Raw genomic sequence first — 15238 nt, 5'->3', positions numbered from 1 at the left:
ATACCATCCGGCCGCCGAATAAGATTGCTCTCGCGGCCCCAATCCCCCTAAGAAGCCGTCACGGAACTGGAGATTTTATGTCCCGATGAGTACGGGGGGCCAAGTGGCCGCCTATCCAAGCCGATGCCGGAGAACGCTTGCGCAGGTCACTGCGCCGCGCCCATTGGCCTGTCTTCATCAAAAAATATCAATCGATATGCCCCGGCACACTGCCGTCGGCATGGATATGGACATTATCCAGACCAATGATCAGGCATTATCAATCAAGCGATACCGAAACACTCATTTCCATCTGGATGTCGGCAAGCAGGCTTGCCCATCCGTTTCTGGGAGATGACTTCCTCACGCAGGAAGACGTCAACATGCGCACCCTCTATTTGCCGAATGCAGAGACGTGGGTAATTGAGCATGCCTCCCTGCCGATCGGCTTTATTGCGCTTATCGACAGGGAGATTGGCGGACTGTTTCTTGACCCCGCCTACCACGGCCAGGGATACGGCCACCGGATGGTCGATCATGCGCGGAAGCTGAAAGGGCCTTTGCATGTCGACGTTTTCGAAAGAAACATGATCGGCCGTCGCTTCTATGACCGGGCAGGCTTTACCGAAATTGAGCGGTACCTTCACGAAGCATCCGGAGAAGTGACACTCAGGATGTCATTGTAGTCCATCGGATAAACACAACAGGAAGGCGTCCAACAGGGCGCCTTCCTTCTACCGGACAGGCTTGAAAGAGCCGACTGGCTGCAAAGCCCGTCCACAAACGAATCAATTACAATCTTTACGTGTTAAATGAGCTTTGATATATTGAGTATCATTTTATGTCGCCTTCAAATCGGAGCTGGAATTTTCATGGCAGAAGATGACCTCAACAGCACCATGACAGAGCCCGAAGAACGGCAGGGCGATGAATTTAAACTCAGCGACCTGAAAGTCGGCGCACCCGACAAGCGCGGTATAGTGGTAACCGCTATTCTGTGGGCGATGCATGATTTCAAGATCTATATGACCGAGAAAGGCATCAGCCCGCAATTCTCTGACGACCCGGCGCAGGCACAAACACAGCGTGAAAATTACTTGTCGCTGGGCCCGGAACTCGCCGACCTGAACCAGCAGATCAATCTTATGAAGGTGGGTTGGGCCCGGGTACTCGCCTGGATTGCCCACCAATTCGGCTTCCCAGAAGACCCACGGCACAATTATTATGAGCAGGAAACAGCCAAAGGCATCGCGCAAGCCCTGATCGACCAGCCGGACAAAGGTCGCGAAACCCTTTCCGATTTAAGCAAACGCATCTCGAAGCGACTGAGCAACTTCATGCGCGTGCTCTATTTCACGGTCTGCGTAGTGGCAACGGTTGCGATTACCATCGGTCTCGCGATCTATACCGAACGCATGCCGACCCCCGCAACAGAGACGATCCTGGGCCTCAATAAATTCAATGTATCGGTCGCCGCCGTCATGGGCTGCCTGGGCGCCCTGCTGTCAACAGCCATAGGACTGCGCAGCCTCTCCATTGACCCGGCCGCGACACTGACCATCAACATCACCTATGCCATCCAGCGTATGCTGGTCGGTATCCTCGGTGCGGTGATCCTGCACATCGCGCTGAAATCCGGGCTCATCAACAACCTGGTTGGGACGGCGCAAAACACCGGGGCCGAAGGGAATGCCGCCGACAAGCTGGCCTTCCTCAGTGTGCTTGCCGGTTTCAGCGAGCGGCTTGTGCCAAACCTTCTGGATCGGACGGCGGAGCCCCATTCCGAAGATGACGACCGGAAGAAGCCGAAAACCCCGGCTCCTAAAGAACCGGCAACCGCTGAACCGGGCGGCGGCTAGTTAAGAGCAGCCTGCAGGGCCTTTTGTTTCTCCAGAAGGTCGGTTGCCAGCGCCCGGCCTCCATCTTCGCTGCAGTGATGATTCTGGATCTCGGCGGCGTCCCGCGCCTTTTCCAACGCGGCCTGAATGATCGACCATTCGACAGGACCTGCGCCGGCTTTCTCGGCAAGCTCCTTCACCTGCCGTTCAAAATAGTCGACCTCTTCGGCCGGCCCGCCGCAGAAGGGAACCGAAGCCGCGATTTTCCCGGCCGCACTGCCATAGGCCGTCAGCGCGTTCTTCAACGTGTCTTCGGCCGCAGTCGCGGGTGCAGAAAAAACGCCCCCTGCCAGTATGGCGCCAAGAATAAAACCTGCCCGATTCATTATCCCCGTCCCTCCCGGCGCGCCATGAAGGCCAGCCGTTCAAACATATGCACATCCTGCTCGTTCTTCAGCAGAGCGCCATAAAGCGGCGGAATAATGTCTTTCTTGTCTTTGGACCGCAGCGTCTCCGGCGGGATGTCCTCGACCACCAGGAGCTTGATCCAGTCCAGCAGCTCGGATGTCGAAGGCTTTTTCTTCAATCCCGGCACCTCGCGCACCTCGTAGAAGGAGGTCAACGCCTCGCGCAGCATGTTCTGCTTCAGTTTGGGGAAATGCACCTCGACGATTTCCGCCATCACCTCGGGCTCGGGGAACCGGATGTAGTGGAAGAAGCAACGGCGCAGGAAAGCGTCCGGCAGTTCCTTCTCGTTGTTCGAGGTGATGATCACGATCGGACGCTGTTTGGCCTTCACCACCTGCTGCGTCTCGTAGACGAAGAACTCCATCCGGTCGAGTTCAAGCAAAAGGTCGTTCGGAAACTCGATATCGGCCTTGTCGATCTCGTCAATCAGCAGGATCGACGGCTTCTCCGCCTCGAAGGCCTCCCAGAGCTTGCCGCGCACGATGTAGTTGGAAATATCGTGCACCTTCTCGTCGCCGAGCTGGCTGTCACGCAGGCGGGAGACCGCATCGTATTCGTAAAGACCCTGCTGCGCCTTCGTGGTTGACTTGATGTGCCACTCGATCAGCGGCATGCCGAGAGCGCGGGCCACCTCGTGGGCAAGGACTGTCTTGCCGGTTCCGGGTTCGCCCTTAATCAGGAGTGGACGCTGCAGGGTGATCGCCGCGTTCACGGCGACCTTGAGGTCCTCCGTCGCGATATACCCGTCCGTTCCTGAAAAGCGTGACGTCTCGGTCATGAAAACTCCCTTGGGCGCATGGATACCGCCAGCAGGTTCGTTCTGGGCGGCAAGGAAAAGGCGCCCTCGGCGGGCGCCTCCTCGTTAAGGTACGGCGATCATCTGCTCACTGTCGATGACAAAGCCACGCCCGTTCAGGCCAGTTTTTCAGCCAGGGCGGCTTCGATGGCAGCAATTGCCGCCGGGCCTGCGTCCGCATCCGGGCCGCCGGCCTGGGCCATGTCCGGACGGCCGCCGCCGCCCTTGCCGCCAAGAGCCTCGGAGCCGACACGAACCAGATCGACAGCACTGACCTTGTCCGTCAGATCCGCCGTAACGCCGACCACCAGAGACGCCTTGCCCTCATCGGAAGAGACCACGGCCACGACGCCCGTACCGATCTGCTGCTTCAGGCCGTCCGCGACGCCTTTCAACTCGCGCGCGGGCACACCCTCAAGGGTACGGCCGGCGTAAGTGACACCCGCCACATCCTTGGACTGTGCTTCGCCCGCCCCGCCGCCCTCCGCGAGCTTGCGGCGCAGATCCTGCACTTCACGCTCCAGCTTGCGGCGATCCTCGATCAGGGTTCCGATCCTGTCCGGAAGCTGATCGACGGCAACCTTGGCGACTGTCGCTGCTGCGGTGAGCAGGCCCTCACGGCCATCCAGATATTCCAGCGCACCGGCGCCCGTGACAGCCTCAATCCGACGCACCCCGGACGCGACGGCGCCTTCGGAAATGATGTGCAGAACGCCGATATCGCCGGTCCGGTTCACATGGATACCGCCACAAAGCTCGGTTGAGTAATGCTGCTTGCCGGGATCGTCCGTCGCCCCGCCCATACTGACAACCCGCACCTCGTCCCCATATTTCTCGCCGAACAGCGCCATGGCGCCCGCCTTGATGGCGCTTTCAGGATCCATCAGGGTGGTGCTGACGCCGCTATTGCCGCGAATGCGCTCGTTCACTTCCGTCTCGACCGCCTTCAGCTCCATGTGGGACATCGCTTTCGGGTGGGCGAAATCGAAACGCAGCCTTCCAGGCGCGACGAGTGAGCCCTTCTGCGTCACATGCTTGCCGAGATGGCGGCGCAGTGCTTCGTGCAGCAAGTGGGTGGCGGAATGGTTCGCCCGCGTATGCCCTCGGCGCGCTTTGTCGACGGTCAATTCGACCGCGTCGCCAACCTCGACCACACCCTCGCCGACTTTCGCGAAGTGGACCCAGAGGTCACCAACCTTTTTCTGGGTATCAGAGACTTCGATCTCCGTCCCTCCCAGCGTCCGGGCACTTCCGGCATCGCCGACCTGACCGCCGGATTCCCCGTAAAATGGGGTCTGGTTGACGATCATGGCGAACTCGGCCGGCCCGTCGATCCGTTTCACCGGCTTGCCATCCAGCACCAGTGCCTCGATCTGGCCTTCGGCATGTTCCGTGTCGTAACCGAGGAATTCGGTGGCGCCGCACTGCTCGCGCAGCTCGAACCAGACCGCATCGGTCGCCGCTTCTCCGGAGCCGGACCAGGCAGCCCGGGCCGCCGCGCGCTGGCGTTCCATCGCGGTCTCGAAACCGTCCGTGTCGACGAGCCGTCCCTGACCGCGCAGGATGTCCTGGGTCAGATCGAGCGGAAAACCGTAGGTATCGTAAAGCTTGAAAGCCACGTCGCCGGCGAGAGTTTCACCGTCGCCGAGCCTTGAGGTCTCGTCCTCAAGATGCTTCAGGCCACGGCCAAGGGTTTCCTTGAAGCGGGTTTCTTCCAGCTTCAGGGTTTCCTTGATCAGGCTTTCCGCGCGGCCGAGCTCCGGGAAGGCGTCGCCCATCTGCTTGACCAATGCCGGCACCAGTTTCCAGACCAGCGGATCCCGGCAGCCCATGATATGGGCATGGCGCATGGCGCGGCGCATGATCCGGCGCAGCACATAGCCGCGGCCTTCGTTCGACGGCAGAACGCCGTCCGCAATCAGGAAACTGGAAGCGCGCAAGTGATCCGCGATCACCCGGTGAGAAATCTTGTATGGCCCGTCCGGATCGACATTGGCCTCGTGGGCCGACGCCTCGATAAGAGCGCGCATCAGGTCGATGTCGTAATTGTCGTGCTGTCCCTGCATGACGGCGGCGATACGCTCCAGCCCCATGCCGGTATCGATCGACGGGCGCGGCAGGTTCACCCGGTTGCCCGGCGCGATCTGCTCGTACTGCATGAAGACGAGGTTCCAGATCTCGATGAACCGGTCGCCATCCTCGTCCGGGCTGCCCGGAGGGCCACCGGGAATGTCCGGGCCGTGATCGAAAAAGATCTCGGAGCACGGGCCGCAAGGGCCTGTATCGCCCATCGCCCAGAAGTTGTCGGAGGTGGCAATCCGGATGATCCGGTCGTCGGACAGGCCCGCAATCTTACGCCAGAGCGCCGCAGCCTCCTCGTCCTCGTGATAGACCGTTACCAGCAGCTTGTCGGCCGGCAGGCCATAGCGCTTGGTGATCAGGGTCCAGGCATGCTCGATGGCCTGTTCCTTGAAATAGTCTCCAAAGGAGAAGTTTCCGAGCATCTCGAAAAAGGTGTGGTGCCGGGCCGTGTAGCCGACATTCTCAAGATCGTTGTGCTTGCCGCCGGCACGCACGCATTTCTGGGAGGTGGCCGCCCGGTTGTAGTCGCGATGCTCCTGCCCGGTGAAGACGTTCTTGAACTGCACCATCCCGGCATTTGTGAAAAGCAGGGTCGGATCGTTCCGCGGCACCAAGGGGCTGGAGGCGACCTCCTCGTGACCGTTCTCAACGAAGTAATCGAGGAATGTGCGTCGGATCTCGTTCGCGGTCTGCATATCGTCTCTCCGGTCCGGCGGCCATTGTCTGTTTTGCCGCTGGTATTGCCGTGCCTTTCAACCCGCCGCGCCATCGCGGCAAGCGGGCTCCGCTTGTACTGAAGAAGCCCTCTTCTGTCCAGCGCGGGGCCTTAGGGAATCCGCCATTTTCCACATCCACACCATCTCAACGAATGAAGCCGCTCCGGCAACGCGCCTTGCTTCGGCAAAAGAAAACCCCGGCACCGAGATCGGGCCGGGGTTATTCGTTGTCAAATGAGGCCGGTTTTCCCGGCCCCGGGAACAGATGTCCGGATCAGGCTCCGGCTTCGGGTGCCGTGTCGTCCGGGCCCTGCATCATCGCGTCCGCGACGAGGCCTGCATTCTGCCGGATCTGCCGTTCGATATCGTTGGCAATTTCCTTGTTTTCCGTCAGGAAACGCTTGGCATTCTCTCGGCCCTGACCGATGCGCTGGCCACTGTAGGAGAACCATGCGCCGGACTTCTCGACAATCCCGGCATTGACGCCGAGATCGAGGATCTCACCAGTCTTGGAAATACCCTCGCCATACATGATGTCGAATTCGACCACACGGAAAGGTGGGGCCATCTTGTTCTTCACCACCTTGACCCGGGTCTGGTTGCCGATCACCTCGTCCCGGTCCTTGATCGCGCCGATCCGGCGGATGTCCAGACGTACGGACGCATAGAACTTCAGCGCGTTACCGCCGGACGTGGTTTCCGGATTGCCGAACATCACACCGATTTTCAGGCGGATCTGGTTGATGAAGATGACGAGGCAGCGGGACTTCGAAATCGAGGAGGTCAGCTTGCGCAGCGCCTGGCTCATCAGCCGGGCCTGCAGGCCGACATGGCTATCGCCCATCTCGCCCTCGAGTTCAGCGCGCGGCACCAGGGCGGCAACAGAGTCGACAACCAGCACATCGATGGCACCGGAGCGCACCAGCGTATCGGTGATTTCCAGCGCCTGCTCGCCCGCATCAGGCTGGGAGATAAGCAACTCATCAAGATCGACGCCAAGCTTCCGGGCATAGATCGGATCGAGCGCATGTTCGGCATCGACAAAGGCGCATGTTCCGCCGTTCTTCTGCGCCTCGGCAATGGCATGCAGTGCCAACGTGGTCTTACCGGAGCTTTCCGGACCGTAAATCTCGACAATCCGGCCGCGCGGCAAGCCGCCGATCCCGAGCCCGATATCGAGCCCGATCGAGCCGGTCGAGACGGCCTCGGCTTCGGCCACCTGCTCGTTCTGGCCGAGCTTCATAATCGAGCCCTTGCCAAATGCCTTCTCGATCTGGCCGAGGGCGGCGTCCAATGCCTTTGTCTTGTCCATGGGGTCCCGTTCGATGACTTTGAGTGCTAGTTCCGACATACCCGATCCTCCATATCCCACAAGGACGCCTGCGATGGCAATCAGCGCGGTCCCGTCTGTCGTCTTAACTTCATGGGCGGGACTGAACTGAAATTCGGATTGCAGTATGTACCATGTTTGTTCTCGTTAACAAGAACATTTTCCTGTTTTGTTCACGTTCGAAATCTAGGATTCACTTTTCGACCGCATACGACATTTTGCGTTTCGAAGGTGAAACAGGAGTTTTGTTCTCATCCCGTTCCTGCTTCACCGAGCGAATCACCCGGAAAGCCTCATAGCGGGTGGAGCACATCCTTCACCGTTCCGGCGAGCTGTTTCAGGCTGAAGGGCTTCGGCAGGAAGTGAATGTTCGTGTCTTCCTCGATGCGCTGGCGCAATGCGTCTTCGGAATAGCCAGAAATGCAGATGACCCTGAGGTCCGGACGGTCCTCACGCACCTTTCGCACGAGGGTGGGGCCATCCATTCCCGGCATCACCACGTCGGTTATCAGCAGGTCGATTTCCTCGCTTTTATCCGACAACAACTGCAGTGCAGCCTCGCCGTTGCGGGCCTCGATCACCTTGTACCCCTTGTTCCGCAGCGCCCGTGCGCCGAACAAACGGACAGGATCCTCATCCTCAACCAGCATGATGGTCTCAACCCCGGTCAGATCCTTGCGGGATTCGGTGCCATCCAGTTGCCCCTCGCCATGCCTGCTGAGCGCCTCCTTGCCCTCATAGGCCGGCAGGAACACGGAGAATGTCGTCCCCTCTCCGACCGTGCTCTCCACTGAAATGAAGCCGTTGATCTGCTTCACGATGCCATAGACTGTCGAAAGACCGAGGCCGGTTCCCTGCCCCACCTCTTTGGTGGAGAAGAACGGCTCGAAAATCCGCGCAATGATCTTCTCGTCAATGCCGGTTCCGGTATCCACCACATCAAGCTGCACATAACGCCCGACCGGCATCATGTCATCGCCGCGCCGGACCGGCGTCTGGGTGACAAAGTCCTGGGTCCGCATCGTGATCATGCCGCCACTCGGACAGGCGTCGCGCGCATTCACGACCAGATTGATCACCACCTGTTCGAGCTGCCCCTGATCGACCCGGATCGGGGCGAGCTCGCGGCCGTGGGTGATCTTCAGAGTAATGTTCTCGCCGATCAGCCGGCGCAACAGGTGCGACAGGTCCGCAACGGTCTCGGTGACATCGAGCACCCGCGCGATCATCGTCTGCTGGCGAGAGAATGCGAGGAGCTGACGTACCAGATTAGCCGCCCGGTTGGCGTTCTGCTTTACCTGCATGACATCCGAGAAGGATTGGTCTCCCGGCCGGTGACGTGCGAGCAGGAGATCGCAATACCCGTTCATGGCTGTCAGCAGATTGTTGAAATCGTGCGCGACACCGCCGGCGAGCTGGCCCACAGCCTGCATCTTCTGCGACTGGGCAACCTGCGCCTCCAATTGGCGGCGGCGACCGATATCGATCAGGTATACAACGAGAATTGCGCCGTCCGGACCTTCCCCGGCTTTGAGAGAACGACAGAAAACAGCGACCTCGATGCCGTCGCCGCCTTCACGGTCGACAAGCTGAACTTCGATGTTCTCACCATCGGCGGATGCTGCCTCCAGGAACCGGGCAGCAGCCTCCCGGTCTTCCCCGTCGATAAGATCGACAAAGAGCGTGCCCCGGTCCGCCGCTCCCGGCCCGGTGCCTTCAACCAGCGCGCTGTAAGCAGCATTCGCATGAATGGTTTTGAAATCGGGTCCGAGGAAAACAATGCCCGCCGGGGCATAATCGAGAGCCGGCGCGGTCCAGCTATCCGACTGGGGTAACAGCAATGCCAGAATACTTCCGGCATCGTCGGTATCCCTGTCGATGGCGAGCTGCACCTGCCAGGCGGACTGATCCGCCTCCCCCGGCACCGTTCCTGCCAAGACAAGCTCGCCCGGCTCTGCGGCCCGGACCTGCTCCATGTGTTTGCTGACCATCAGGCGCAGCCGGAGGACGACCTTGTTTGAGGCAATATTGTCCCCGTCACCCGCTCCAAACAGCTCAGTGAAAGACTGACTGGCGGATAGAAAGCGACCTTCTTCGGAGAACCTGCAGACCGGGAGCGGCGGTGCTGCTTCGGCTTTCTCCGCCTGAGTTAAGTCAGAGACCTCCGCTGTCAGGGATGCCACATCTCCCCGCAATTGTTCACGCTCCGCCTCAAGTGTGCTTAAGGCCTCACGGGAGCGCTTGAGCTTGATAGTCGCAGTGACAGCAATGGCGGCGGCCGCCACAAAGCCGCTCACCGCGGGCACAATCATCGGATCCATCCGGTCTCCCCAAGGGGCGGGACATTTACACGAGCCCTCCGCCCCCGTCTTTTTCTGATTTATAGAGAGATGTTCGCGGGCACGTTCGATTTGTTCATCTTGAAGACATAGCTGATGACCTCGGCCACCGCCTTGAAATACTCTTCCGGGATTTCCTCGTCTATTTCGGCATTGTCGAACAGCGCCCGCGCCAATGGCCGGTTTTCGACCATCGGAACATCGTTCTCAGTCGCGACTTCCCGGATCTTCAAAGCAACGGCATCCACGCCCTTGGCAACAACCCTTGGCGCGGCCATTTCGTCCATTTCGTATTTCAGCGCCACGGCAAAGTGGGTCGGGTTCGTGACCACAACCGTTGCATTGGGCACCTCTGCGATCATCCGCGTGCGCGCCCGCTCCGCACGAAGCTGGCGAAGCCGCGCCTTAACATGCGGATCGCCTTCGGTCTGCTTGTGCTCGTCCTTCACTTCCTGCTTGGACATGCGCTGCTGCTTCATGAACTCATAGCGCTGATAGAGGTAGTCTACGGTCGCCAACACACCCATGATCGCCAGCACGCCGACGAACAGCTTGATCGCCACCCAATGGGTTTCATTGAGCAGTTCCGTGATGTCCATCTGCACCATGAGCTCGACGCGCGAGAATTCCGGAGAGACGATCAGATAGGCGACGAAGCCGACCAGAACCATCTTGACGATGCCCTTGAGCAGCTCAACGACCGATTTCAAGCTGAACAGACGTTTTGCACCGGCGATCGGTGAGATTTTCTCAAGCTTCGGTTCGATCGCTGACGGAGCAATCAGCCAGCCGATCTGTACGAGAATTCCTCCAGCCGCCAGAACGACAAGAAGGCCCAATGCAGGCGCGACAGCGATCCCCACATTGAGCAGCGTATCGTAAAGGACCGGTCCGACGGCGCTCATGTCGACACGGTCGGGACGCTCGATGAAAAACAGCAGTGCGCGGCTCATATCCGTCAGCAAATAAGGCCCGATCAGCCCCACGATCAACGTCGCCCCCAAAAGGACGGCGAAATTATTCACCTCCTTGGAACTGAGGGTATTGCCTTTCTCCCGTGCCTGGGAAAGTTTTCGCGCAGACGGTTCTTCTGACTTATCTGCATCGTCCTGGTCGGCCATGCCACCGGCTCCGATCGCCCCGGCTGCCGCAATCCCATTGCCGCAGCGCCACACACACTAGGTCGGGATCACGTAACTCCCGATATTCGCGCCATAATACTCCAAAAAGACCAGCATGGCCCCACTCAGAACCAAAGAAAGAACAACCAGCCCCATCACCACCTGGATCGGCAGTGCGACGAAAAAGATCTGCAATTGAGGCATCAGACGCGCCATGACCCCCATCACCAGATAGAAAAGCAATCCCAACACAATGAATGGCGAGGAAAGCTGGACCGCAAGCTGGAAGCTGTTCGAGATAATCGTCGAAATCGCATCGGCAAAATCCGCGATGGGAAGCGGCTCCCCCGGAGGAAACAGGGAGTAGCTGTCAATCAAGGCACGGATCAGCAAATGATGCAGATCCGTGATCAGCAGAAGCAGGGTCGCGATATTAAGCAGGAAAAAGCCGGGCAACGAGCCTTGCGTGGCGATGGCAGGGTTAAAGATCTGCGCATTCGCAAGGCCAGCATTCATGGCGATGATCTGTCCGGCGGTATCCATCGTCAACAGCAGGATACGAGCGACAATCCCGAAATAGAGGCCGACGATCATTTCAAGAAAAAGCAGACGCACCAGCTCCGGCGCGCTCGGCGCCAACGGGATTTTGTCTCCGATCAGGGGAGCGACAACGAGGCTCAGCCCGATTGCCAGGGTCAGCCGGTAGCGGACGGGAACAAAGGTTTCGCCTATCCCCGGGATGAGCATCATCGTCGCGCCCAACCGGCTTAACACCAGCAGAATTATATAGACCTGGGTCGGGAGGAAATCCTCGAGAGGCATGAACCTGCGCCTGCCCTAGCCGAGCGATATGATTTTGTCAGCGATGGACTGCATGAAGGCACTGATCGTGTTCAGCATGAATGGCAGGAAGAAAATCAGTCCGCCGAACACGATGATAATCTTCGGCACGAACACCAGTGTCATTTCCTGCAACTGGGTCAGGGCCTGGAACAGGGAAATCATCAAACCGATGGCAAGGCCGAGCAACATGATTGGCGTCGACATTGTCAGCATTGTGATAACGGCCTCGCGACCGATCTCGATGGCATCAGCTTCATTCATGATCTCATCCCGGCAAACATGTGCAGCCCGGCAATTCCTGCCGGGCAATTCATGACCAACCGATTATGACCCTAAAAGGAACCGCAAGCGCCATCAAACTGGCATGCGGATAACTTCCTGATAGGCCTGAACCATGCGATCCCGCAGGGTGACGATTGTCCGCAGCGTAATATCTGCGCTGTTCACCGCCTGCACCACGTCGGTCAGATCCGCCTCGCCGGCAATACCCTTCATGGACATCTGCTCACCGGACTCCATGACACCGACCGCATCCTGTGCCGCCTGCTTCACGAAGCTGGAGAAATCCGTCCCGACCGTGCCGGCGGATTTCGTATCGTCGGCTCCCGGAACCTTGCCGATTCCAGCTGCCCCGAGCGCATTTCCGATATTACCTACCATGGATATCTCCATTTCGATTTGATCCGATATTACGCGGAATCAGGTGCGTTTTCCAGCCCGGCCGGTCTCTTAGCCGCGCAATAGATCGACCGTCCGCTGCAGCATGCTGCGCGCCATCTCGATCGAGGAAAGGTTGGCCTCGTAGCTGCGTTGCGCTTCCCGCATGTCCATCATTTCAATCAGGCTGTTCACATTCGGCCGGCGCACATATCCATCTTCGTCGGCCAGGGGATGAAACGGCTCGTAGGCCAGCTTGAACGCCGAATCGTCCCGGCCGATCTTCGCGACACGGACCATTTCGGCATCGTCCTCCCGGTTGACATAATTCTCGAAGACGATGGTTTTGCGGCGGTAAGGGTCCACGCCCTTGACCGAACCGAGCGAATCCGCGTTGGCCACGTTTTCGGAAATGACCCTGAGCCGGGTGCCCTGGGTCCGCATACCGGATGCGGAAATCTTGATCGCAGAATTGAGATCCATGACTTGATCCTTTCCTGTCCACGTCTGTTTTTACTGGGGGGCCTGCTTACCTGCCAGCGCCGCCACCGAGTGCAGTGCGGAACATGCCGATCTGCTTGTTGTAGAGATTCAGCGCGAGATCGTACTGCAGCTTGGTGTCCTGCACGGCGATCATCTGCTCTTCCAAAACAACGCCGTTACCGTTCGGGCTCGCTTCGTAAACTTCCTTGTATCCCGTCTTGTCGATACGGAAATCGTTGCGCGGTGTGGTTCCGGTCATGTGGTTGCCTTCCGTTACCGCGACGGGAAGCTTGAGCCCCTGCTCAACCTCACGCTTGAAATTGATCGGCGTAAGATCCTGCGACCGGTAGCTCGGAGAGTCGGCATTCGCGATGTTCTGCGCCAACACGGACTGGCGTTCGGAAAGCCAGTTCAGCTTGTGCTGTGCCATGTTCATCAGTGTCAGATTGGTGATCGACATATCGACTCTCGCTCGCGCACTTTTCGTTAAACCCTGAGAACCTTCACGGCTCTCGCAACGATAAAAGCAAACATCGTGCCAAGATTGGCTTGTTTGGCCTGGGCGTGTGCTCGCATATACTTGTCCAGATGACAGACCGTACGCGAGACCTGACAGGAATTTCGGTGTCCGACGCAGAAGCCCTCCCAGACCGGGAGGGGCAGCGCGCGGCGATGGAGCGGCGTGCGGCCAAGGCCCGCCGTGAGGCCAACGCGTCAAAAAACCGCCAGATTGCAATCGCTCTCAATCACGATGACGGAACTGAAGACGCACCGCGGGTGATCGCCAAGGGCTATGGAGAGCTAGCGGAAAAGATCCTGCGCCTTGCTTTCGAAAACGATGTAAAGGTGCGGAAAGACCCCGACCTGGCCCAGATCCTCGCGGCGGTTGAAGTGGATTGCGAAATTCCGGTTGAAGCCTTCGCAGCAGTGGCCGAGATCCTTACCTATGTATATCGCGCCAACGAACGGGTCCGCGTCGAGGAGCAGAAATGACAGCCGCCAATCCTGAAAGCCCGGAGAAACGTCTGGCCTCGATCCGTGCACGCCTGGAGGCCGCACTACAGGAACCGTCGTCGACCATCTCCGGCGCGCTAACCGGCCTTGAAGCGGATGTCGCATCGGTTTGTACCGCTATCCCGGACCTGCCTTCGAAAGAAGCTCACGCTCTCGCTCCGGAAATGAAGCACGTCATTGGGCTGCTTGAACTACTGTCGGAGGCAATGGCCCAAAAGGCGGCTGAAGAACCGCCTTCGTCCGATTCCGCGAACTTGCGCAGGAAGGCTGCGGCTGCCTATGGCAGCAAAGGACGCCGATAGGCCTAATCGCATCCACACAAACAGCCTTGATTTCCGGCCCTGCCCGGCTTCTCCCGACAGCTCTCCGTTACTTCGCATCGCCGACATCGGCTTGCCGGTTCCCATCCGTGACACCTTGTGAAATGCTTTCACCATGGGTTTCGATATTTACGTACGGTTTTTCCTCGGCTTCGCCTTTACGATCGGCTTGATCGGCGTCGTCTATTGGGTTGCCCGGCGCTATGCGGGGCGGCTTGGTATCGTGCGTCCCCACGCCGCTGGGCGTCTCTCCGTGACCGGTCAGATTTCTCTCGATCCGCGGCGCCGCGTGATGCTTGTTCGCTGCGATGAACGCGAGCATTTGCTGCTGCTCGGCCCAAACAACGACCTGCTTATCGACTCCAGCACTGGTACAAGCAGCTTTCAATCCGCCTTGAAAGCTGCCGGCGCCGCTGCCGAGCCCGCCACCGACGAGCCCAAGGAAACGGGAGAACAGGCATGAGACAGGCCCTTTTCACCCGCCGCTGGCCACATTGGAGCTGGTTTGCGGGCGCCGCATGCATTGCCCTGACCGGTCTGATTGTCGCCCCGGATGCCGTGGCGCAGACCCTGACCCTCGATATCGGTGAGCCCGGAGGCTCGACCACGGCGCGCCTGATCCAGCTCGTTGGCGCAATTACACTGCTCTCCCTTGCGCCCGGCCTTCTGGTAACAGTCACGTCCTTCACCCGGCTCGTCATCGTCTTCTCCCTGCTGCGAACCGCCCTTGGCACCCAGCAATCGCCGCCGAACATCGTGATGATCAGCCTCGCCCTGTTTTTGACGGGCTTCATCATGGCGCCGACACTTGAAAAAGCGTGGGAAGACGGGATCTCTCCGCTGATTGAGGAACGGATAGACGAGTTTGAAGCCTTCGAACGCACGGCTGAGCCTTTCCGCGTATTCATGCTCGGTCAGGTGCGGGACAAGGACCTGCAGCTCTTCGAGGATATCGGTCAGGTCGGCCCGGCCGAAGTTGGCGCCAACGCGCCACTGAAAGTGCTGGTGCCCGCCTTCATGATCAGCGAACTCCGACGTGCCTTCGAGATCGGCTTCCTGATCTACCTGCCGTTTGTCATCATCGACATGGTCGTGGCATCGATCCTGATGTCCATGGGCATGATGATGGTGCCGCCGGTCATCGTCTCCCTGCCCTTCAAGCTGATCTTCTTCGTTCTGGTGGATGGCTGGTATCTGATCGCAGGAAGTCTTGTCCGCAGCTTCGGCGCCTCTTAGCCAGGCCGCGGGCATA

17 protein-coding genes are annotated in these 15238 nt (G+C 59.1%); 6 read left to right on the top strand and 11 right to left on the bottom strand.

All coding sequences use genetic code 11. The features are described from left to right. Window positions 1–137: 137 nt before the first annotated feature. Both IG629_RS02125 and IG629_RS02120 read left to right on the top strand, forming a co-directional pair. The gene (locus IG629_RS02125; protein WP_226886382.1) at window positions 138–665 is read left to right on the top strand and encodes a GNAT family N-acetyltransferase; all 528 of its coding nucleotides are present in this window, start codon (window positions 138–140) and stop codon (window positions 663–665) included. A gap of 186 nt (window positions 666–851) precedes the next feature. Then, entirely contained in the window at window positions 852–1838 is a 987-nt protein-coding gene (locus IG629_RS02120) for a hypothetical protein (RefSeq protein WP_193170338.1), read from the top strand. Here IG629_RS02120 and IG629_RS02115 read toward each other — a convergent pair. The 11 genes from IG629_RS02115 to flgB all read right to left on the bottom strand — a co-directional run bounded on the left by IG629_RS02115 (window position 1835) and on the right by flgB (window position 13112). After that, a complete protein-coding gene (locus tag IG629_RS02115; protein WP_193170337.1) occupies window positions 1835–2203 on the bottom strand; it encodes a hypothetical protein in 369 nt (122 codons plus the stop codon). The genes IG629_RS02120 and IG629_RS02115 overlap by 4 nt on opposite strands. Further along, on the bottom strand, window positions 2203–3063 hold the full coding sequence (locus IG629_RS02110; protein ID WP_193170336.1) for an AAA family ATPase: 861 nt from the start codon (window positions 3061–3063) through the stop codon (window positions 2203–2205). The genes IG629_RS02115 and IG629_RS02110 overlap by 1 nt, the downstream gene beginning before the upstream one ends. A 134-nt stretch (window positions 3064–3197) precedes the next feature. Then, a complete protein-coding gene (alaS, locus tag IG629_RS02105) occupies window positions 3198–5858 on the bottom strand; it encodes an alanine--tRNA ligase (protein ID WP_193170335.1) in 2661 nt (886 codons plus the stop codon). Window positions 5859–6153: 295 nt separating this feature from the next. Further along, a complete protein-coding gene (gene recA, locus IG629_RS02100; RefSeq protein WP_193170334.1) occupies window positions 6154–7230 on the bottom strand; it encodes a recombinase RecA in 1077 nt (358 codons plus the stop codon). 272 nt (window positions 7231–7502) lie between these two features. After that, window positions 7503–9530 carry a hybrid sensor histidine kinase/response regulator gene (locus IG629_RS02095; RefSeq protein ID WP_193170333.1) on the bottom strand — a complete coding sequence of 676 codons (2028 nt, stop codon included), beginning with the start codon at window positions 9528–9530 and terminating at the stop codon, window positions 7503–7505. 59 nt (window positions 9531–9589) lie between these two features. Next, entirely contained in the window at window positions 9590–10669 is a 1080-nt protein-coding gene (gene flhB, locus IG629_RS02090) for a flagellar biosynthesis protein FlhB (RefSeq protein ID WP_193170332.1), read from the bottom strand. A 57-nt stretch (window positions 10670–10726) separates the two neighbouring features. Then, entirely contained in the window at window positions 10727–11491 is a 765-nt protein-coding gene (gene fliR / locus IG629_RS02085) for a flagellar biosynthetic protein FliR (RefSeq protein WP_193170331.1), read from the bottom strand. Window positions 11492–11506: 15 nt separating this feature from the next. Continuing rightward, window positions 11507–11773, bottom strand: a complete 267-nt coding sequence (gene fliQ, locus IG629_RS02080; RefSeq protein WP_193170330.1) for a flagellar biosynthesis protein FliQ — start codon at window positions 11771–11773, stop codon at window positions 11507–11509. Window positions 11774–11866: 93 nt separating this feature from the next. Beyond that, window positions 11867–12172: a flagellar hook-basal body complex protein FliE gene (locus tag IG629_RS02075; RefSeq protein WP_193170329.1), complete on the bottom strand. Its 306-nt coding sequence runs from the start codon at window positions 12170–12172 to the stop codon at window positions 11867–11869. Between the two features lie 69 nt (window positions 12173–12241). Continuing rightward, complete coding sequence (gene flgC, locus IG629_RS02070) at window positions 12242–12652, bottom strand: flagellar basal body rod protein FlgC (protein ID WP_193170328.1); 411 nt, start codon at window positions 12650–12652, stop codon at window positions 12242–12244. 46 nt (window positions 12653–12698) lie between these two features. Beyond that, window positions 12699–13112, bottom strand: a complete 414-nt coding sequence (flgB, locus tag IG629_RS02065) for a flagellar basal body rod protein FlgB (protein WP_193170327.1) — start codon at window positions 13110–13112, stop codon at window positions 12699–12701. Window positions 13113–13276: 164 nt separating this feature from the next. Between flgB and IG629_RS02060 the strand changes: the two genes are divergently transcribed. The 4 genes from IG629_RS02060 (at window position 13277) to fliP (ending at window position 15222) form a co-directional block, all read left to right on the top strand. Beyond that, entirely contained in the window at window positions 13277–13645 is a 369-nt protein-coding gene (locus IG629_RS02060) for an EscU/YscU/HrcU family type III secretion system export apparatus switch protein (protein ID WP_319024991.1), read from the top strand. Then, window positions 13642–13968, top strand: a complete 327-nt coding sequence (locus IG629_RS02055; protein WP_193170325.1) for a hypothetical protein — start codon at window positions 13642–13644, stop codon at window positions 13966–13968. The genes IG629_RS02060 and IG629_RS02055 overlap by 4 nt, the downstream gene beginning before the upstream one ends. A gap of 133 nt (window positions 13969–14101) precedes the next feature. Beyond that, window positions 14102–14449 (top strand): FliO/MopB family protein, encoded by a 348-nt coding sequence (locus tag IG629_RS02050; RefSeq protein ID WP_193170324.1) that lies wholly within the window; start codon window positions 14102–14104, stop codon window positions 14447–14449. After that, window positions 14446–15222: a flagellar type III secretion system pore protein FliP gene (fliP, locus tag IG629_RS02045; RefSeq protein ID WP_193170323.1), complete on the top strand. Its 777-nt coding sequence runs from the start codon at window positions 14446–14448 to the stop codon at window positions 15220–15222. The genes IG629_RS02050 and fliP overlap by 4 nt, the downstream gene beginning before the upstream one ends. Window positions 15223–15238 lie beyond the last annotated feature (16 nt).

The organism is Nisaea nitritireducens (assembly GCF_014904795.1).
GTDB classification, from domain to species: Bacteria; Pseudomonadota; Alphaproteobacteria; order Thalassobaculales; family Thalassobaculaceae; genus Nisaea; species Nisaea nitritireducens.
This window is presented reverse-complemented; position numbering and strand designations above follow the sequence as displayed.